Below are 21092 nucleotides of genomic sequence, written 5' to 3' on the forward strand. Positions count from 1 at the left end.
GTCAGCAGTTTATTTTTTGTTTTTGGATCCGAAACAACATTTAACCAATTGAGAAGCCGAGACATAATATAGATCATAATGCTCTTGACGGAAAGTGGGATGCACAGAAAGGGGAAAGGTTATGGGAGCCGTCACCCTTCCATATATGGATTTTAACAATCAGCAATCAATCAAAAATCTTTTGATTGAACAACAAGGAAGACTCGCCTCAACCATTCATCTGGAAAAGAGCGGATCGGTGGCCGTGTCTGAGCCGGTTTTGATTTTAAATGATGAAAGACATGTCCAAAGGACAAAAAATCCTTCGGCTTGCCACCGGATCTTAAGGATGCACGGGGTTCCCGTGCATTCCCATCATCATCTGGTCTTGCGGGAGTACATGGTCGCTGTTTTCCAAACCAATGTGTTGGCGGTTTATTGTTCCCGTCAACAGGGGGCTTGGCTGGCGGAGCAAAAGAGGAATTGGAAAAACAGTTTCCGGCGGGTCTCTTTGCAGGATCCGTCGAGGGAAGTGCGGAAAATCAAAGAATGGGCCGTCCGGGCTTTGTATGCGTTGGGATTGGATTACGGACTGGTGCGACTGGCCGTGGGGCCCAACCGGAAATATTTTGTCCGGCAGGTGGTATGTGATCCCAAGTTAAACAAAGAAATGAAACAAAGCTTCGTGAAAGCCGTACAGCAATATGTGAAAGAGTGTGTAAATCTTCCGGCCATTCCTTGGAACCAGGTGGTGCTGGGAGCCGATCCGGAGTTTATCATGGAAGGAAGGTCCGGGGGATTGCTGATGGCATCCCGATATTTCCCAGTGAAAGGGAGGGTCGGGTGCGATGCGATCTGGATGAACCAAAACCGTTCCTTAAAGCCGCTTGTGGAGATCCGGCCGGAGCCGACTCCGGATCCGCGCGCACTGGTCATCAACATCTTTAAAGGGTTGTTGTACGCAGCCAAAAAAACAGGGCGTGCCCCGGCAAAATGGCTGGCCGGCGCATTGCCGCACCATGCTTTCCCGTTGGGAGGGCATATCCACTTTAGCGGTGTTCAACCAAACTTTAAATTGTTGCGGGCTTTGGACAACTATTTGGCGTTATTTTTGGCAATCGTGGAAGATCCGCAGGGGATCGGGCGCCGTCCCAAGTACGGGTTTTTGGGGGATTTTCGATATCAGGACCACGGCGGGTTTGAATACCGGACGTTACCCAGTTGGCTGATTTCCCCCACCCTGACCAAAGGGGTCTTTGTCGTGGCCAAGTTGATTGCCATCCACTACCGGTATTTCAATTATTATCCGCTGGACGAGGAAGACGTCCAAGAAGCGTATTATCAGGGGGATAAAGAGGTGTTGGCCAAGTGGTTGCCCGTGTTGTGGAGCGAATTGAAGAAGTGCCCTTATTATGGGCGGCATAAGGAATATCTGGATAAATTCTACAAATACCTGACTTCGGGATCGACTTGGAATGAATCGCAAGATATTCGAAAAGTGTGGAAACTGCCGCCTTACCAGAAGAAAAAATAATGGAAAAGTGGGACGGTGCCTCGATTCATGTTAAAATATTGCAGTGAAAAATATTGTAACGGAGGCAGAGAACTTTGGCAAAATATACTCCGATGATTCAGCAATACTTGTCGATCAAGGCACAATATCCGGATGCCTTCTTATTTTTTCGTTTAGGCGATTTTTACGAGATGTTTGTGCGCCCATAAGGACTTATAGGGAATCTGCCCTTGGCAAGGCAGTGGGTGAGGGACGCGGAAAACACCCATCATCTACCAACTGATCCGGAGGGGAAACCCGAAGGGGAGTGTAGCATGTTGGTAAAGTCACGAGTCACGAAGCTGCCATCGTGCGACTGAGTGGCGAGATGAAAGGTTGTGAATGAGGATGAAAGCTGGATTGCTTGAATGACAGCCCGAGCCGGTTGATCGTAGCCCATGGCGGAAGGCAGCTGTATACGCCATGCAGCCGTGATGATTCGCAGAAAGACATGGCGGTCATCGGTGCGTCCTGCGGCTGGGCAGCCTCTGTCAGAGGAAAAGGGCGAACGTCACATCCGACATCACAACGTGCCTGTCTCTATAAGTCTAAATGGGGATCACCTGAGTCGGAATGCCTGCCTGTCGGGCTATGGCCGCAAGGGCCTGAATATCCGATATGGTGACGGAGCCCCCGTAGTAGTCTGAGCCGGGGAAAGCCCGGCACACGGCGAAGGGGGGCAGCTTGCTCGGGTTCCATACGACAAAGGAAGAAGCGTGAGGCTTTATGAGAAATCCTGAGTACGTATTGAACAGTCTGGCCGCGAAGTCCGGCGATTCAACCTATTTATTCCAAAGGATTTACCGAAATTTGTATAACCCGCGGTTTTATCAAAAGGCATATCAGGAACTGATCCGCCGGTTCCCTCAGGTAAGACACCGGAAACTCCTTCCCGGACAGCTGGAATCCCTGATGAAGGAATTGAAAAACGAAACCTATCAGCCGGCACCCTTTCCCGGCGCCGGGGAGACGGAACCGCTTCGGGATTGCTTGGTGGCATGGATTGTCCGCATGCTTCTCGAGGCGATCTATGAGGGTTCTTTTTCGGACTTGTCCCATGGTTATCGTTCTCACCGAAGCTGCCATACCGCTTTGTTGCAAGTAAAGAAAAATTTTTCCGGTGTCAAATGGTTGCTGCACGGAAGCCTGCATTCTTTTTTCCCTTCCATTTCTTTTGAAGTGCTGCGTTCCCTTCTGAGAAAAAGGATTGAGGATGAAAAATTCATCCGGCTCATCAACAAGTTTTTGCGGGCAGGATGGTTAGAGGATTGGCAATTCCACCGCACCTGCAGCGGGGCTCCCGTGGGCGGATGGATCAGCCCGGTTTTGGCCAATATTTATTTCCATGCGTTGGACCGGCATGTGGAAACGCTGATCCATGAGTTTTCCAAAGGAAAGAAGCGCAGGAGGAATCCGGCTTACGAGAAGCTTCTTGCCCGTATCAAACAGGTGGAACAAAGAAAAAGGGATGCAGAAAGCGAAGCGGAAAAAGAGAATTTGAACCGGCTGCAACAACAATGGACGGAACGGTTGAAACAAATCCCCCGGGAAGATCCGTGGGATCCGGCTTATAAACGGCTCGTGTATACGCGTTATGCCGGGGAGATCTTATTGGGGGTGATCGGTTCCAAGAAGGAATCCTCAGCCATCGGGGATGAGGTTGTCCGGTTTATAAAACAGGAATTGAATCTTCCTTTTTCCCGCGAAGCACTTATTTTAAAACATGCCAAAAAACATACGCGTTTTCTCGGATACGACATCACCGTCAAAGAACAGTGCAAACTGCTTTTTCCAAAAGATGTCCGGATCAAAAGACTGCATCAATTCGGGGCGGTGAAAGAACAAAACGGCAAGCTGAAGCCGGTACATAAGAAGGAACTGGTTCCTCTTCCCGATGCAAAGATCCTGCGCGTTTATAACCGGGAGATCCGGCGCATGTACCATTATTACCAATTGGCGGAGAATGTCGGCACTTTGTCACGGTATGCCTATTTGCTGAGATACAGCATGTATAAAACATTGGCCATGAAATACAAGTGTTCCGTGCATCAACTCTTGAAGAAGTATATGCATGCGGGGACCTTTCAGGTGCCGGTTGAAACCGGAGACGGGGAAAAAGCGGTTGCCACATTCCATGACGAAGGGTTTAAGCGCAAGGAAGACCCCGTCTTACATAGCGACGTCGACCGGGTGGATGGATCCGGACCGCCGGACCAAGGCCGGATTTGAGCAAGCGGAGAGCCGTATACGCCGAGAGGTGTACGTACGGTTCGGAGAGGGGTTCAGAGAAACCTGCCGTCAGAAGGCGGCAAGGCGCTTTGTTCCTACTCTACTTCGAAGATGCCGAAAAAGCAGCCGAAGAGCTGGAGATTACATTGACCAGCCGGGATGGTGGCAGTGAACGCATTCCCATGTGCGGGGTTCCTTATCATTCGGCTCACACTTATGTGGAAAAATTGATTGATCAGGGATATAAAGTGGCCATCTGTGAGCAGGTGGAAGATCCTTCCGCTGCCAAAGGGGTGGTCAAGCGGGAAGTGGTTCGCGTGATCACGCCCGGGACCATCATGGAAGAAAATATGCTGGTCGACCAGGAAAATAATTTTTTGGTGACGCTGACCGGAAGCGAAAACCAAATGGCATTGGCGGCAGTGGATTTGTCCACGGGAGAGTGCCACATTACGGAGATGAGCGGTTCGCTGGACGCGATTTTGGATGAAATTTCTTCGTATCGGCCGAAAGAAATCGTGTTGGATGAATCCTTGGCAGATCAAGCGGCGGTAAAAGAACAGATTCAATCCCGCTTAAAATGTTTGATCACGCCGCATGGCATGGATGCCGGTTCCGAAAAGAAACTGTCCGAAGAGTTGCCGGCGCAGTTTCCGCAATACCCCGAGCTGTGCGATACCCCGTTTTTGCGAAAAGTGGTCGCCTTGTTATTCTCTTATCTGAAACAAACGCAAAAGCGGGCTCTGCATCATTTGCAGCGGTTGCACCGGTATGACGCCAGGCAGTATATGATGTTGGATGAAGCGGCGAGAAGAAACCTGGAATTGACGGCAACGCTTGGCGAAGGAAAGAAAAAAGGTTCGCTATTGTGGCTGTTGGATCAAACGGCCACCGCAATGGGGAGCCGGTTGTTGAAAAAATGGCTGGACAAGCCGCTTCTGTCACTGGAAGAGATCACCCGGCGCCAAAATATGGTGGAAGCGTTGCTTTCCGACTTTTTGTTGCTGGATGAAGTGCGGGACCGGATGAAACAAGTTTATGATTTGGAGCGGCTGGCGGCGCGCATTTCTTACGGATCGGCCAATGCGCGGGATTTAAACAGTGTGAAAAGATCGCTTTCCATCATTCCCGAACTGAAAGAGAAATTGTTGCAATCCGACTCCCGGCCGCTGAAGGAATTGGCGGAAAAAATGGATGAGTTGGCGGATGTAAAAAGCCTCATCGACGAAGCGTTGGTGGAAGAAGCGCCGGTTTCCGTCAAGGAAGGCGGCATCATCCGCGAAGGCTTCCATGAAGAATTGGACCAATTGCGGAAGATCCAGAAAGACGGGAAAAGCTGGATTGCCGAGCTGGAGCAGAAAGAAAGAGACACGACGGGAATCAAGTCGCTAAAAATCCGTTATAACCGCGTGTTCGGCTATTATATCGAGGTTACCAAGTCCAATCTGCATCTGGTTCCCAAAGATCGGTACCACCGCAAGCAAACGCTTGCCAATTCGGAACGGTATATCACGCCGGAATTAAAAGAACGGGAACAGCTCATCTTAAATGCTTCGGAAAAATCAGTGGAACTGGAATATGAACTGTTTACAAAGGTCCGGGATCAGGTGGCGGACCAGGTTCAACGATTGCAATCTCTGGCCGAACGGGTGGCCGAGTTGGATGTATTGCACGCCTTTGCGCTGATTGCCCAAAAGTATCAATATGTCCGTCCGAAAGTGCATACAGGCAGTCAGCTGAAAATCAAAGCAGGCCGCCATCCGGTCGTCGAAGCCGTTACCAATACGGGGGAATTTGTGGCCAATGATGCGGAGTTGGATCAGGAAGACCGCCAAGTCTTATTGGTGACGGGGCCGAACATGGCCGGAAAAAGCACGTACATGAGACAAGTGGCTTTGATTGTGATTTTAAGCCAGATCGGAAGTTTCGTTCCGGCGGAAGAAGCGGAAATTTCCATTGTGGACCGCGTGTTTACCCGGATCGGGGCGGCGGATGATTTGACCGGCGGGCGGAGCACGTTTATGGTGGAGATGTCTGAAACCTGCCATGCCCTGAAGGAGGCCACCCGGAGGAGCTTGATCCTGCTGGACGAAGTGGGACGAGGAACATCCACTTATGACGGGATGGCTCTCGCGCATGCCATCGTGGAATACATTCATGACCATGTGGGAGCCAAGACGCTGTTTTCCACCCATTATCATGAGTTGACAAAACTGGAGGAATCATTGTCCCGGTTGAAGAATGTGCATGCCCAATGCATTGAGCGGAACGGAAAGGTGGTCTTTTTGCACCGGATTGTCCCGGGAGGGGCGGATCGCAGTTACGGGATTCAGGTGGCCGAGCTGGCCGGGCTGCCGAAAGAAGTGATCACAAGAGCCAAACAGTTGTTGACCGAATTGGAAAACGGCACACCCGCACCTTCAAACACCGGTGCTTCCCCGGATTCGTCGGGGCAGTTGTCCTTGTTCGATCCGTTGGAAATTCAACCGGCAACCAGGGAGACGGCCGCTTCGTCTTTGACCTCCGAAGAACAAGAAGTTTTGGAGGCCGTCCGCAAGTGGGATTTAATGAATAAGACCCCGTTTGAATGCATGCAGTTTTTGCATGAGATCAAACAAAAATTAAATTAAACAATATGGAAAAGGAGGGGAGTGGATCATGGGCAACATTCAAGTGCTGGATGAACATTTGACGAACCAAATTGCCGCGGGAGAAGTGGTGGAACGGCCGGCGTCGGTTGTCAAAGAGTTGGTGGAAAACTCCATCGATGCCGGCGCCACCCGGGTGCAGGTCATGATAGAAGAAGGCGGGATTTCTTTTATTCAGGTGTCGGATAATGGTTCTGGCATGGACCGGGAAGATGCCGTGTTGGCCTTTTCCCGCCATGCCACCAGCAAAATCAAGCGGGAACGGGATCTGTATTCCATCCGGACACTCGGCTTTCGGGGAGAAGCTTTGCCGAGCATTGCTTCGGTTGCCAGAGTGGAATTGGTGACCACGAAGGACCCTTCACAGCTTGCGACCAAAGTGAAAATCGCCGGAGGCGACATCGAAGCGGTGGAGGAAACTTCCCGTTCCAAGGGAACCGATGTGATGGTCCGGGATTTGTTTTATAACACGCCCGCCCGTTTAAAATATTTGAAAACGGTCAATACCGAAGTCAGCCATGTTGCCGATGTTTTGGGAAGGTTGGCCTTTGCCCATCCGGAAATTTCTTTCTCCCTGACCCATAACCGGAGGAAGTTGTTTCAGACCGCGGGAGACGGGAACTTGAAGCATGTACTCCTTTCCATCTACGGGAAACAGGTGGCCGGACAGGCGGTTTCGATCGAAGGAAGCGACATGGACTTCCGGGTTTACGGATGGATCACCAAACCGGAAATCACCCGCTCCAACCGGTCTTATTTGACCATCATCTTAAACGGGCGCTATGTGCGTTCCCTGCCGATCACCCAAGCCATTTTGCGTGCTTACGGCACCTTGTTGCCGACGGGAAGGTTCCCGGTCGGGGTTTTGCATTTGGAGATGGATGCGCAATTGTTGGATGTCAATGTTCACCCTTCCAAGTTGGAAGCAAGGCTCAGCAAGGAAAAAGAATGTTGCCGGCTGGTTGAAGAAACGGTGCGGCAAGCCTTGCAAAAAGAGCGGTTGGTTGCGACACCCAAAGCGGAATCAGCGGTGAAAAAACCGGAGTATAAGCAGGAAACTTTCCAGTGGAACCAAGCGAAAAGACCTGCCGTGAATCCATATCCGTCCGACCGTCCCGATCCGTCATGGAAACTGCGCGAAAGCCCGATGTCGCTGGTCAAGAAAGAGGAGCCGGTCAAGAAAGAGGAAGAGAAGGAAACGGATCCGGTACCGGTCTTTCCGGATCCTTCCCCGTCCCAAAGCAAACCGGAGCCCAAAGATTCAAAATATCAATCCGCCTTGAGCGCATGGTCGGAACAGAATACGCCCCGGGGAGAAGAAAAGGCGACCCTTTCCGCTCCGCCGGTTTCAGAAGAAGCAGCGGCGGAAGAGCCGGAAGCGGAAGCAAACGGGGAAGACCGATTGCCGTTCATGACTCCGTTGGCACAGGTCCACGGCACTTATATCGTGGCGCAATCGGAAGACGGATTTTTTTTGTTGGATCAGCATGCGGCACATGAGCGCATTTATTACGAGATTTATTCCAAAAAGTTGGGGGAAGCAAATCATCACCAGTATTCCCTTTTGATTCCCATGACGATCGAGTGCACGCCGGCCGAAGCCGAAATATTAAACATGCATTTGGATTATCTGAATCAGTGGGGACTGGAAATGGAGCCTTTTGGCGGAACCACGTTTGTGATCCGCGCTTACCCCGCGTGGTTTCCGAAAGAAGATCCCCAGCAATTGATTCACGAGATCATTGACTGGCTGAAAGAAAATGGGAAAGTGGAGACTGCTCAACTGAGGGATGCAACTGCCAAAATGATGTCATGCAAAGCGGCGATCAAAGCCAACCGCTATTTGCTGAAAGAGGAGATGGAAGAATTGTTAAACCAGTTGAGCCGTTGTGAAAATCCGTTTACTTGTCCGCACGGACGGCCCATTTTTGTTCATTTTTCAACTTATGAATTGGAAAAAATGTTTAAAAGGGTGATGTAATTTTGTTTGTCACAACATCTTTTCACCCGGGAGACCAGGAAACAAACGAAGCAAAAGAATTGGCCCGTGCATGGAAGGTGCCGTTCGTCCGGCGCGGGCGCCGGTCTCTTCAAGCGCTTTTCGAGCAGACGGCATCGGATCAGGTGGTCATTGTCAGCAAAGAGGGATGGCGCTATGAAGACAAAAAAGGCCATTCCTTCTTTTTTCATCCCAACATGTCGGCCCTTCGCATCAAACATTTGGCTTCCGGGCAGCCGGACAGCATGGTTTCGGTGGCCGGATTGAAAGAAGGGGATTTTGTCCTGGATTGTACCTTGGGGATGGGGGCGGATTCCATCGTGGCCAGTTATGTGGTCGGGGAAAAAGGCCGGGTTGTGGCGCTGGAGAGTGAGCCGGTCATCGCGGCGATCGCCGGACACGGCCTTCAAACATACCGGACCGGGCGCAAAGCGTTGAATGAAGCGATGCGGAGGGTTGAAATTGTTCAGGCCCGCTATCAGACCTACTTAAAACAATTGGAGGATCAATCCTTTGATGTGGTGATGTTTGACCCGATGTTCCGGGAAACGGTGAAACAGTCGTCAGCCATGCAAATGTTAAAACCCCTGGCCAACCCGGAACCCTTGGATCCGGAGTCGGTGGAAGAAGCCGTGCGGGTGGCCAGGAGGGTTGTTTTGTTAAAAGAGCGGCCAAAAAGCGGGGAGTTTGAACGGCTGGGCTTTACGATTGTTAAAGCTTCATCCAATTACGCCTGGGGTGTGATCCGGAAAGGAGGTCACCGGTGAAGGAAAAGCTTGTTGTCATTGTCGGACCGACGGCGGTCGGAAAAACCGGTTTGAGCGTACGGTTGGCCAAACGGGTTCATGGCGAAATTATTTCCGGCGATTCCATGCAGGTTTACCGGGGGATGGACATCGGGACAGCCAAAATCATGCCGGAGGAGATGGAGGGGGTTCCCCATCATCTCATTGACATTCTCCCGCCGGATCAAAATTTCTCGGTTCAGGAATATCAACAGCTGGCACGGGAAAAAATCAGCGAGATCAACCGGCGCGGGCATCTGCCCATGCTGGTGGGGGGAACCGGTTTGTACATCGAAGCGGTGGTCCATGATTATCTGATGCCCCATGTCAAAGAGGATCCAAAGCTGCGCGAAGAATTGCATGCGTTTGCCCGGCGGGAAGGCAACGAAGCGTTGCACCGGCGGTTGGAAGAAGTGGACCCGGTCCAGGCCAAAAAATTGCATCCCAATGATCTCAGACGTATGATTCGGGCTTTGGAAGTTTATCATGTTACTGGAAAGCCGTTTTCCGAGCTGAAAGGAAAAGGAACTTCGCCTTATGACGTGTTGTGGATCGGGCTGACGATGCCGCGGGAACAATTGTACGAGCGGATCAATCGGCGGGTGGACGAGATGATCCAAAAAGGCCTGGTGGATGAAGTGAAAAAACTGTGGGAGCAAGGATACGGGCTTCATTTGACTTCCATGCAGGCAATCGGGTATAAAGAGATTGTAAGTTATTTGAAAAACGAAATCACTTTGGATGAAGCGATTCATCTCATCAAGCGCGGATCGCGAAAATACGCGAAACGACAGCTCTCCTGGTTTCGGCGTTTAAAAGAAATTCATTGGTTTGATGTGACAAATTCCCAATCTTTTCGAGAAATTGAAGAACTGGTGGCAGGAAAGTTTCCTTTGGCCAGAGAATAAAGTACAATAACGTTAAATGTAAATACATAGGAGGTACGGGTTTTGAAACAAACAATCAATATTCAAGATACATTCCTCAACCAAATCCGTAAAGAATCAGTACCAGTGACCATTTATTTGGTGAACGGGTTTCAATTGCGCGGCGTGATCCGCGGCTTTGACAATTTCACCATTGTGATTGACAGTGACGGCAAGCAACAAATGGTATATAAGCATGCGATCTCCACGTTCACCCCTGCACGTCCCGTTTCTTTGATGCCCGCCAGTGAAGAAAGAGAAAGCTGAGTTGTTCGTTTGACTTGTTTTGCTGCTGACCAAACCGGCCGGCAGCTTTTTTTATTGCCGCAGGTTTGACAGAGTCCGTAAAGGGGCCGGACGGCTCTTGTCACCATCAAACCCTGAAATGCCGTATTCAACGCGATTTTTCACCAAAAAATGGGCGGATGCGTATACTGGGATCAGCGAATAAGGACGAAGAGGTGAAACGATGAGCAGAAGGGTGATGACAGTAAACGCCAAGCATCAGATTCATGTTGTTTTTGACCATCCGGAAAGAAAACCCGCGCTTTCGTCGCGGGTGGAGCCGTTGAAACCGGCTTGTCCGGGCGGTGAACCGGGGCCTTTGCAGGAGTGTTTTGAACAATTGGACCGGCTGGTGGGGATGGATAAGATCAAGGAGTTCATCAAAGAGATTTATGCATGGCTGGAAATCGGGAAACAGAGGAGAGCGGCCGGTTTAAGCGCCGAACAACAAGTGTTGCACATGATTTTTTCCGGGAGTCCGGGGACGGGGAAAACCACGGTTGCACGGATTTTAGGCCGGTTATTAAAGGAAATGGGCGTGCTGTCCAAAGGGCATTTGATCGAAGTGGAACGGGCGGATCTGGTGGGCGAGTATATCGGCCATACGGCGCAAAAAACAAGAGAACATGTGCGAAGGGCGTTGGGCGGTGTTTTGTTTATTGACGAAGCTTATTCGCTCGCGCGGGGCGGGGAAAAAGATTTCGGCAAAGAAGCCGTTGATACGATGGTCAAATCAATGGAAGACTATAAAAATGACTTCATATTAATTTTGGCGGGGTATCCCAATGAAATGGACGCATTTTTGCGTTTGAATCCCGGCCTTCCTTCCCGCTTTCCGATTCATCTTCATTTTCCGGATTTCAAATTGGATGAATTGATGAAGATAGCCGGGCAGATGCTTCAAGAGCGGGAGTATTTCTTATCCCGGCCGGCCAAAGATAAATTGCGAAACCACTTGCAAAAACAACTCCACGTTGCCAAGGCCGGTTTTGGAAATGCCCGGTACGTCCGCAATTTAATTGAAAAATCGATCCGGAATCAAGCGGTGCGCCTGATGAAAAAATCGCATGTGACCAGAGAGGAATTAATGACGTTAAGAAGTGAGGATTTGCGGTTTGACGATATGAAAAACGGTTCATGGTATAATGAAAAAATGCCTTATCAGTATTTGGTATAAGAAAGGGTTGAGTGCGTATTCAGGAGTTGGAAGGAAAAGAGAAAGCGATTTTGGTGGGGTGCGGCACGAAAAAACAGGAATGGTCCTTGCGCTCCACCTTGGAAGAGTTAAAGAGTCTGGCGGAAACGGCGCAAGCGGTTCCCGTCAGCCAGGTGCTTCAATTCAGGGACCGGATTGACCCGGCTTGGTATATCGGGCGGGGAAAAGCAGAAGAAATCGCCCGCATGGTGGAAGAAAACGAAGCGGACCTGGTTATCTTTGACCAGGAGCTTTCCCCTGCGCAGCTTCGAAACCTGGAGGGGTTGATGCCTTGCAAAGTGATTGACCGCACGCAATTAATTTTGGATATTTTTGCGCAGCGGGCCCGGACCAAAGAAGGAAAAATCCAAGTGGAACTGGCGCAGTTGAAATATTTGCTGCCCCGCCTGGCCGGAAAAGGGAAAGAAATGTCCCGTCTGGGCGGCGGCATTGGAACCCGCGGTCCCGGTGAAAAGAAACTGGAAACGGATCGCCGTCACATCCGCCGCCAAATCAGTGTTCTGACCAAACAGCTTGAGGAAATTAAAAAACACCGCCGGTTGCATCAGGAACGCCGGAAAAAGAACGGCATCCCGCAGGTGGCGTTGGTGGGATACACCAATGCCGGAAAATCGACATTGTTAAATCAACTGACGGGTGCGGGCGTGCTGTCCGAAAACCGGTTGTTTGCCACATTGGATCCGACATCCCGCCAGCTTGTGCTTCCCTCTGGCAAGGAAGTGATCCTTACCGATACCGTCGGGTTTATCCGGCAACTGCCGCACCATTTGATCGCCGCTTTCCGCTCGACGTTGGAACAGGTGAAAGAAGCGGACTTGTTGTTGCATGTGGTGGATGCTTCCCACCCGGAAGCAGAAGAGCAGGTGGAGGCCGTGGAGCAGGTGTTGGCTGATCTGAATGCGGCGGACATTCCGGTTTTAATGGTCTGGAACAAAGCGGACCGGCTGGAGCGGGAACTGCCCGAAGGATGGGATCCGGATCACCTTATGATCTCTGCGTTCAACGAACAAGATCTGGACCGGTTGAAAGCACGTGTGGAGCAGGCATTGCAACAAGAGATGATCATCGGTCAGGTGGAAATCCCGGTCATGAGGGGTGACTGGATTTCTCTGTTGCATCATAAAGCGGAAATGATAGAATCAAATACGGACGATTTGATGATGGTCATAAAGTTTCGTCTTTCTCCCGCTGATTTTGAACAGTTGCCCGGGGAGTTGAAAAGCCGGATTCAAATCCAATAAACGAGTAACAGGAATGATGACTGTGTTTGAAACTTTGAAACATGGAGCATGGATTGAAGAAAAAGTCCAAACTGCAGAGAAAAAGATTGAACCGGTGCTTAAAAAGATCGGTCAAAATGCCGATTTCATGCAGTGGAAGGTGCTGGAAGCCTTCCGGGAAATGAAAGTAAGTGAAATTCACCTTCATTCTTCAACCGGTTACGGGTATGATGATCTGGGCAGAGAAACGTTCGAAGCGGTATTTGCACGGGTTTTCGGCGCAGAAAAAGCTTTGGTCCGTCCAAACATCATTTCCGGCACCCATGCCATTGCCGCTTGTTTGTACGGGGTGTTGCGTCCGGGGGATGAGCTGATCTATTTGACGGGCCGTCCTTATGACACGTTGCATCAGGTGATCGGTTCATGCAAAGACGGTTCCGGTTCACTCAGGGATTACGGCATTGAATACCGGGAGATCCCGCTTGCGGAAGGAAACCGGATTGATTGGGCCGCCTTTCGTCAAGCGGTCGGCCCGAAAACCAGGATGGTTGCCATCCAGCGGTCCCGGGGCTATGCCGACCGTCCGTCTTTTTCCATCCGGGAGATTGAAACGATGATCCGGAAAATCCGGGAAATCTGTCCGCAGGCGGTTGTTTTTGTGGACAATTGTTACGGGGAGTTTGTCGAGTCCAAAGAACCGACTGCAGTCGGAGCGGATCTTGTTGCCGGGTCTTTAATCAAAAATCCGGGCGGAGGGATTGCGAAGTCCGGGGGATACATCGCCGGAGCGGAAAAATGGGTGGAAAGAGCCGGATCCCGGCTGGTGGCTCCCGGCATCGGGATCGAAGGGGGAGCAACCCACGGCTATATGCACGATTATTATCAAGGATTGTTTTTGGCTCCACACGTGGTTGCCGAAGCATTGAAAGGAGCTGTTTTTGCCGCGGCATTTCTGGAGGAAGCCGGTTTTCAAACCACACCGGGATGGGAAGAGCCGCGCACGGATATCATTCAGCAAGTGTATCTGGGAACGCCGGAGTTGCTGGTGGCTTTTTGCCAGGGAATTCAATCGGCATCGCCAGTTGATGCGCATATTTTGCCCGTGCCTTCTCTGATGCCGGGCTATGAGGACGAAGTGGTCATGGCGGCCGGAACGTTTGTGCAAGGCGCCAGCATCGAGTTGTCGGCGGACGGGCCCCTCCGTGCACCGTACATTGCTTACATGCAGGGAGGCCTCACCTATTCGCATGTGAAGATCGGTATGGCAAAAGCCATGGATTTCATGTTGGAAACCGGACAGATGCATGGGAAATTGCAGGTGTGAAGGGAGAGCTTGTTATATGGACATGCTTTGGTGGGCAATTATTATTTTGCTCTTTATTCTTGCTTATGTCGGCCTGGTTGCTCCCGCTTTGCCGGATGCCCCGCTGATGATTGCAGGGTTTGCGGTTTATCACTTTTTGATCGATTCCGAACCGTTGGGGTTCGGGTTTTGGATTACCACGTTGATCCTTGCCATCTTGCTGATTCTGGTTGATTATTTTTCCAGCAGTGTGGCGGTGAAAAAATACGGCGGCAACGCGGCTTCCGTCACCGCCGCGATTGTGGGGGTCGTTCTTTTCCCGTTTATCATGGGGCCGGTCGGCGTGATTGTCGGACCTTTTTTGTGTGTGTTTGTACTCGAATTGCTGCTTAAAAAATCTTTTTCCAAAGCACTTTATATCGCCTATGGGACCTTGGTCGGTTTTTTGGGCGGGATTTTGATGAAATTGATTGTCATGACCGGATTGATTATCTGGTTTTTGGTGTTGGTGTTGTTTTGATGAAAAATCGTTCTTCCTCCGGGGAGAACGATTTTTTTATACCCGCCTGAAATGATGTCAGAAAACCTGACATGTATTGACTAAAAAAGCTGACATGAATAAAATAGGATTATGAGGTAACAATCCCGAAAATGAAGGGAGCGTTTCCCATGGATTTTCGTGATGAAAAAAGACGGAACATGCCGCTTTTTTCGATGGGGATCGTGACGAAACTGACGGAGCTGAGTCCGAGACAAATCCGTTATTACGAACAACAAGGCTTGATCCGTCCCCAGAGAACCAAAGGGAACCAACGATTGTTTTCTTTCAATGATGTTGATCGGTTGCTGAAAATCAAGTCCTATCTGGAAAAAGGGGTCAACATCGCGGGAATCCGGGAACTCTTCAGTCAGTCTGAACGGGTTCAGGAAGCGGAGAAAGAAGAGCGTAAGGCAAGAAAAGAGCTGTCGGAAAAAGAATTGAGACGCCTCTTGAAAAGACAGATCATCCAACCCGGGCGTCCCGGGCGGCTTCCGCTTAATTACGGGGAGTTGAGCCGTTTTTTCCGACACTGAACAATTTTTCAGAAGGGAGAACGAACTGTGGCGAAGCATACCAAAGAAGACATTATGCGAATTGTGGAGAAGGAAAATGTCGCTTACATCCGTCTGATTTTTACCGACTTGCAGGGAACCATTAAAAATGTGGAAATTCCACGGAGCCAATTGGAAAAAGCATTGGACAACAAAATGATGTTTGACGGTTCCTCCATTGAAGGGTTTGTGCGAATCGAGGAGTCGGATATGCTGCTTTATCCGGATTTGGATTCATTCGTGATTTACCCGTGGGGAAATGACGTGAACGGCAGCAAAGTGGCCGGGATTATGTGTGATATCTACAATCCCGACGGAACGCCTTTTGAAGGGGATCCCCGCGGTATCTTAAAACGTGTTCTCAAAGAAGCCGAAGAAATGGGATTCACCTCTTTCAACGTGGGAACCGAACCGGAATTTTTCCTGTTCAAAACCGATGAAAACGGAGAGCCCACACTCAATTTAAATGACAAAGGCGGATACTTTGATTTGGCTCCGGTGGATCTCGGGGAAAACTGCCGTCGCGATATCGTGTTGACGCTGGACAAAATGGGCTTTGAGGTTGAAGCTTCCCACCATGAAGTGGCACCCGGGCAGCATGAAATCGACTTCAAATATGCGGATGCGGTGACAACGGCCGATCATATCCAATCATTTAAGCTGGTGGTCAAAAACGTGGCACGCCGCTATGGATTGCATGCGACCTTTATGCCCAAGCCGCTTTATGGTGTCAGCGGTTCCGGTATGCACTGCCATATGTCGCTGTTCCGCGGCAAGGAGAATGTTTTTTATGATCCTTCCGATGAATTGGGCCTGAGTGAAACCGCCCGGCATTTCCTGGCGGGGATTTTAAAGCATGCCCGTGCATTTACAGCGATCACCAACCCGATTGTCAACTCTTACAAACGGCTGGTTCCGGGTTATGAAGCGCCTTGTTACGTCGCATGGTCGCCGAAAAACCGCAGTCCCTTGGTGCGGATTCCTTCTTCCCGCGGGTTGAGCACACGTATTGAGGTTCGTTCCCCCGACCCTGCGGCCAATCCTTACCTGGCTTTGGCGGTGATGTTAAAAGCCGGATTGGACGGAATCAAAAATCAGCTCCCGCTTCCGGAACAAACGGACCGGAACATTTATGTCATGGATGAACAAGAACGGCGTGAAGCCGGCATCGAAGATCTGCCGTCCAGCTTGAAAGAAGCCTTGATTGAATTGCAAAACAATCCGGTCATGGTGGAAGCATTGGGTGAACACGCGCTTTCGCACTTTTTGGAAGCCAAGGAAATTGAATGGGATATGTTCCGGACCAATGTCCATCCTTGGGAACGCGAACAATATATGCATTATTATTGACCGAAAGCCCCCGGTGGAACCCGGGGGCATAACATTTTTTTCTTCATTTTCGGAATAGTATATCGGGGATGTATCCGGAAATGAAGGGAGCGAAACGGTGAATGGCTTTTACGTTGTGTCTGGCAGGGGCACCGGTGACGGCAAAAGCATCTGGAAATCAGGCGGGAGCCCTGGCTTGTACGTTTCAAGGGGCTTGGCTGGAAGATGCCAATTGCACTGCCAACCGGTCCACGGTGTATACCGTTGGAAACGGCGCGCTTCGCACAGCCAGCGGTGCCGGAAATTTCACATGGGCCTATCCGGCTTCCAACAGTTTGGACAGGGCGTTCAGAGTTTGTGTTTACGATGAGGATTATCAGTTGGAAACCCAATGTTCCCCTTGGTGGTGATTTTTTCGTTTTCCGGCACCTGTTCCACCCGCGGGCAGGTGCTTTTTTTGTCGGCTCCTTGCCAAGCGGCGGGGCATAAGATTGTGCTATAATGAAAAAAATTGGAATGAAGCGAGCTGAAAGCCCTTGATCGATCTTCGCAAAATGTTTCATGGAAAAAATCTGACGGAATTGGATAAACAAATTTTGCAATACATCATTGAACATATCGACACCGTCTTGCAAATGGGCGTCCGCAAGGTGGCCAAAGCCAATTACACTTCGCCCGCCACAGTCATCCGTTTGGCCAAAAAGTTGGGTTATACCGGGTTTGTCGATATGTATTACCAGCTTCTGCCGCAAGTGAAAAAGATGGAAGTCCGGCCGGGCGGGAGAATGAAAGACTTTCCGGAAATCCGTCCGCAAGATTTTTTTCAGTTCAACACCATGGACGATATTGAACGGTTTATCGATCGGGTGCTTCATTTGCGGAAAAAATTGATTTTTATTTATGCCACCGGATTTTCTGCGATCGCGGCGGAATATTTGTATAAAAAGCTGTTGGTGTTGGGAAAGAAGACGATTATTGCTAGCGGGACGGACTCCGTCGGGGTGTTTGAAAACAATTTGGAAGACATCGGGGCGTTGGTGGCGATTTCCAAATCCGGCGAAACCCAGCTGGTGATTGATAAACTGAAGGCGGCCAGAGAACATCAAATCTTTACCGTGTCGTTCACCAAAGAAACGGAGAACCGGGCAGCCGAACTTTCGGATCTCAATTTTAAAATCGTGGATAATTATGAGCTGGATGACCGGAATATGTTGCCAAACATCTTTTTTCCCCGGTTGCTGATGCTGTTTGAACTGATTTTCAAAGAGTATTTCGACCGGATGTCACCCAAAGGCGGATGAAACGTGTTTCAACTTGTGAAACACGTTTTTTTCGTTTGTCAAAACATATACAAGAAAGCGCTTTCTCTATAAACTGGAGACAAGTCCGAACCACTGAACTGGAGGTGTCACCATGAAGGCAAAGCTGATGGAAGCCATGCAACGGTTTTCCAAAGCGATGTTTATTCCCGTCCTGATTCTGCCGATTGCGGGGATATTGATCGCACTTGGAAATTTGTTGACCAATCCCAAACTCTTGGAAACCGTTCCTTTGATGAATAACCCGGTGACAACCGGATTTGGCTCCATATTGGCCGGATCCCTGGTTTCCATTCTGGGCAATCTGGGGCTTATTTTCTGTGTGGGAATCACGGTCGGCCTGGCCCGGAAAGAAAAGCCGGTCGCAGGATTCACCGCCTTGCTGGGTTATTTGGTCTTTGTTCACGCGATGAATAAGTTTATGGAATTGAGCGGATTGTTGGTGGAGGCGGAATCGCTGCAAGGAACGGGGCAAACCCTGGTTTTGGGCGTGCAAATTCTGGATATGGGCGTTTTTTTGGGAATCATTCTCGGAATTGTAACCGCTTTTATTCATAACCGGTGGATCGATACGGAATTCAAAAGCGCTTTTCAAATTTACGGCGGATCCCGTTTCGTCTTTATCCTCCTGATTCCGGCGGTGGTGTTGCTGGCCGGGGTCTTGATGTACATCTGGCCTTTTTTCCAAAGCGGGATCAACAGCTTGGGGACGCTGATTCAACGGAGCGGGAGTTTTGGGATCTTTTTGTACGGGGCATTGGAACGCTTGCTCATCCCGACCGGATTGCATCACCTGGTATATACCCCGTTTTTGTACACTTCACTGGGGGGAGTGGCCGAAGTCGGCGGACAAATTTATGAAGGAGCCCGGAACATCTATTATGCGGAGATTGCTCATCCGGGGGTTACCCGGCTTTCGGAGAGCGTGATCTGGGATGCGCGCGGGATTTCCAAGATGTTTGGGTTGATCGGGGCGTGCCTGGCGATGTACCACACGGCCAAACCTGAAAACAAAGCCAAGGCCAAAGCGGTGTTGCTTCCGGCGGCGTTTACTTCCTTCATTGCCGGGGTGACCGAACCGATTGAATTTTCCTTTATGTTTGTCGCGCCGTTGTTGTTTGCGGTGCATGCCGTATTCAGCGGGCTCAGCATGGTGGTTCTCAACCTGCTGGATGTGCGCGCCATCGGGCCCAACGGGATGATTGACTTTTTGCTGTACAACCTGCCGCTGGGTATCCAGAAAACCAGTTGGCCAATGTATGTGTTGGTTGGACTGATGTTCTTTGTCATTTATTACGTGGTTTTCCGTTTCCTGATCGTCAAATTCAATTTTCAAACGATCGGCCGGGAAGAAAAAGGACAAGAAGTCCGGCTCTATTCCAAAAAAGATTACCAGGAGAAAAAGAAACAAACCCAAACCGTAGGACAAGCTTCAAAGGAAACATCCGATGTGGCCGGTGTCATTGTCCGCGCGCTCGGCGGGGCGGAAAACATCCAAGCGGTGACCAATTGTTACACACGTCTCCGGCTGACATTGGTTCATCCGGAAAAGGTGGATGAAACGGTTTTGAAAAATGAAACCGGTGCCAGCGGAGTGATTATTCGCGACCAAAACGTGCAGGTGGTTTACGGATTGCAGGTGACAAACATCCGGAAAGCCGTGGACCGGTATTTGGGACGCGCCGGTCAAGAATGACTCACAGAAAGGAAGAGATGGTGATGAAAAAGTTTTCCATTGTGATTGCAGGCGGAGGAAGCACTTATACACCGGGAATCGTCATGATGCTGTTGGATCATTTGGAAACGTTTCCGATCCGGAAATTGAAATTATACGATAACGATGAAAAGCGGCAACACATGATCGGGGAAGCCTTGAAAATCGTGTTGAACGAACGTGCGCCGGAGATCGAGTACACTTACACCACCGATCCGGAAGAAGCATTCACGGACATCGATTTCTGTTTTGCCCACATCCGGGTCGGGAAATATGAAATGCGCGAGCTGGATGAAAAAATTCCGCTCAAACACGGGGTGGTCGGCCAGGAAACGTGCGGTCCCGGAGGCATTGCTTATGGCATGCGTAGCATCGGACCGATGATTGAATTAATCGATTGGATGGAAAAATACTCCCCGGATGCGTGGATGTTAAACTACTCCAATCCGGCCGCCATCGTGGCCGAAGCCTGCCGGATTCTCCGCCCGAATGCCAAAGTGCTGAACATTTGCGACCTGCCGGTGGGAACCCTCCGGAGAATGTCCCAGATTATCGGCAAAACGCCGAAAGAGTTGGATGTTCGTTATTTCGGGTTGAATCACTTCGGTTGGTGGACCAGCGTCAAAGACAAGGAAGGCAATGAATACCTGCCGCAAATCCGCGAATATGTGAAAGAAAACGGGTATTTGACCCAGATCGAAGTCGATACCCAGCACATGGATCCCAGCTGGCAGGAAACGCATAAAAAAGCGAAAGATTTGTTGGCGGTCGACCCGCGGTTTTTGCCCAACACGTATTTAAAATATTATTTCTATCCCGATGAAGTGGTTGAAAGTTCCAACCCCAAATACACGCGGGCCAATGAAGTGATGGACGGGAGGGAGAAGAAAGTCTTTTCCACCGCCAGAGAAATCATTGAAAAAGGGACGGCGGCAGGAAGTGAATTTGCCATCGGCAGCCATGCAACCTTCATCGTCGATCTGGCCCGGGCCATTGCATTTAACACCCATGAGCGGATGATTATGATTGTCGAAAATAACGGTGCCATTGCCAACTTTGATGATGATGCCATGGTTGAGGTCCCGTGCATTGTCGGCTCCGACGGCCCGGAACCGCTCAGCCAGGGAAAAATTCCCGAATTCCAAAGAGCTTTGATGCTTCAACAAGTTACCGTGGAAAAAATGGTGGTGCAAGCCTACATCGAAGGCAGTTACCAAAAATTGTGGCAGGCTTTGACCCTGTCCAAAACCGTCCCCAGTGCCAAAGTGGCGAAAAAAGTGCTGGATGACCTGATTGAGGCCAACCGGGGATACTGGCCGGAATTAAAATGACGTTTGGCCCGGATTTTGGATCCAAGCCTTTTCAGGCTTGGATGTTTTTTGTTTTGAAACAAACGCTGATGCGAAAGGGATGGCGATTTTCAAAGAGAGAACGGACGGAAGCAACCGAAGCGGCAACGTCCGTTCTCAAAATGCGTTTCAACTTTCTTGACATCG

At 50.2% G+C, this 21092-nt stretch carries 17 protein-coding genes and 1 pseudogene; all 18 read left to right on the forward strand.

Annotated features, from left to right (window positions below; translation table 11 throughout):
* Positions 1–121: 121 nt before the first annotated feature.
* The 18 genes and pseudogenes from NYE37_RS07280 (at position 122) to NYE37_RS07360 (ending at position 20927) form a co-directional block, all read left to right on the forward strand.
* Positions 122–1513 (forward strand): putative amidoligase domain-containing protein, encoded by a 1392-nt coding sequence (locus NYE37_RS07280; RefSeq protein ID WP_049720189.1) that lies wholly within the window; start codon positions 122–124, stop codon positions 1511–1513.
* Between the two features lie 74 nt (positions 1514–1587).
* Positions 1588–1689, forward strand: a pseudogene (locus NYE37_RS13995) (hypothetical protein); the annotation flags it as partial.
* A gap of 568 nt (positions 1690–2257) precedes the next feature.
* Complete coding sequence (locus tag NYE37_RS07285) at positions 2258–3760, forward strand: reverse transcriptase/maturase family protein (protein WP_340711886.1); 1503 nt, start codon at positions 2258–2260, stop codon at positions 3758–3760.
* An 89-nt stretch (positions 3761–3849) separates the two neighbouring features.
* Positions 3850–6390, forward strand: coding sequence for a DNA mismatch repair protein MutS (gene mutS / locus NYE37_RS07290; protein WP_340711887.1), 2541 nt, complete (start codon positions 3850–3852; stop codon positions 6388–6390).
* Positions 6391–6418: 28 nt separating this feature from the next.
* The gene (gene mutL, locus NYE37_RS07295; protein WP_049720186.1) at positions 6419–8389 is read left to right on the forward strand and encodes a DNA mismatch repair endonuclease MutL; all 1971 of its coding nucleotides are present in this window, start codon (positions 6419–6421) and stop codon (positions 8387–8389) included.
* Between the two features lie 2 nt (positions 8390–8391).
* Positions 8392–9174: a class I SAM-dependent methyltransferase gene (locus tag NYE37_RS07300; RefSeq protein WP_131470926.1), complete on the forward strand. Its 783-nt coding sequence runs from the start codon at positions 8392–8394 to the stop codon at positions 9172–9174.
* Positions 9171–10100 carry a tRNA (adenosine(37)-N6)-dimethylallyltransferase MiaA gene (miaA, locus tag NYE37_RS07305; RefSeq protein ID WP_037996858.1) on the forward strand — a complete coding sequence of 310 codons (930 nt, stop codon included), beginning with the start codon at positions 9171–9173 and terminating at the stop codon, positions 10098–10100. The genes NYE37_RS07300 and miaA overlap by 4 nt, the downstream gene beginning before the upstream one ends.
* Positions 10101–10142: 42 nt before the next feature.
* On the forward strand, positions 10143–10385 hold the full coding sequence (gene hfq, locus NYE37_RS07310) for an RNA chaperone Hfq (protein WP_037996856.1): 243 nt from the start codon (positions 10143–10145) through the stop codon (positions 10383–10385).
* 202 nt (positions 10386–10587) lie between these two features.
* Positions 10588–11580 (forward strand): stage V sporulation protein K, encoded by a 993-nt coding sequence (gene spoVK / locus NYE37_RS07315; protein WP_037996854.1) that lies wholly within the window; start codon positions 10588–10590, stop codon positions 11578–11580.
* Between the two features lie 11 nt (positions 11581–11591).
* Complete coding sequence (gene hflX, locus NYE37_RS07320) at positions 11592–12860, forward strand: GTPase HflX (RefSeq protein ID WP_231564629.1); 1269 nt, start codon at positions 11592–11594, stop codon at positions 12858–12860.
* A gap of 22 nt (positions 12861–12882) precedes the next feature.
* Complete coding sequence (locus NYE37_RS07325) at positions 12883–14163, forward strand: methionine gamma-lyase family protein (protein WP_037996853.1); 1281 nt, start codon at positions 12883–12885, stop codon at positions 14161–14163.
* A 16-nt stretch (positions 14164–14179) separates the two neighbouring features.
* Complete coding sequence (locus tag NYE37_RS07330; RefSeq protein ID WP_037996851.1) at positions 14180–14662, forward strand: DUF456 domain-containing protein; 483 nt, start codon at positions 14180–14182, stop codon at positions 14660–14662.
* Between the two features lie 149 nt (positions 14663–14811).
* A complete protein-coding gene (locus tag NYE37_RS07335) occupies positions 14812–15216 on the forward strand; it encodes a MerR family transcriptional regulator (protein ID WP_121874403.1) in 405 nt (134 codons plus the stop codon).
* A gap of 27 nt (positions 15217–15243) precedes the next feature.
* Positions 15244–16584 carry a type I glutamate--ammonia ligase gene (gene glnA / locus NYE37_RS07340; protein WP_198050703.1) on the forward strand — a complete coding sequence of 447 codons (1341 nt, stop codon included), beginning with the start codon at positions 15244–15246 and terminating at the stop codon, positions 16582–16584.
* Positions 16585–16685: 101 nt separating this feature from the next.
* Positions 16686–16973: a hypothetical protein gene (locus NYE37_RS07345; protein ID WP_121874404.1), complete on the forward strand. Its 288-nt coding sequence runs from the start codon at positions 16686–16688 to the stop codon at positions 16971–16973.
* A gap of 126 nt (positions 16974–17099) precedes the next feature.
* The gene (locus NYE37_RS07350; RefSeq protein WP_121874405.1) at positions 17100–17864 is read left to right on the forward strand and encodes a MurR/RpiR family transcriptional regulator; all 765 of its coding nucleotides are present in this window, start codon (positions 17100–17102) and stop codon (positions 17862–17864) included.
* A gap of 112 nt (positions 17865–17976) precedes the next feature.
* Complete coding sequence (locus NYE37_RS07355; protein WP_340711888.1) at positions 17977–19578, forward strand: PTS transporter subunit EIIC; 1602 nt, start codon at positions 17977–17979, stop codon at positions 19576–19578.
* A gap of 17 nt (positions 19579–19595) precedes the next feature.
* Positions 19596–20927 (forward strand): 6-phospho-alpha-glucosidase, encoded by a 1332-nt coding sequence (locus NYE37_RS07360; protein WP_340712048.1) that lies wholly within the window; start codon positions 19596–19598, stop codon positions 20925–20927.
* The last annotated feature ends 165 nt before the right edge of the window (positions 20928–21092 follow it).

The organism is Thermoactinomyces sp. FSL K6-2592, assembly GCF_038006465.1.
In the GTDB taxonomy this organism is placed as follows: Bacteria; Bacillota; Bacilli; order Thermoactinomycetales; family Thermoactinomycetaceae; genus Thermoactinomyces; species Thermoactinomyces vulgaris.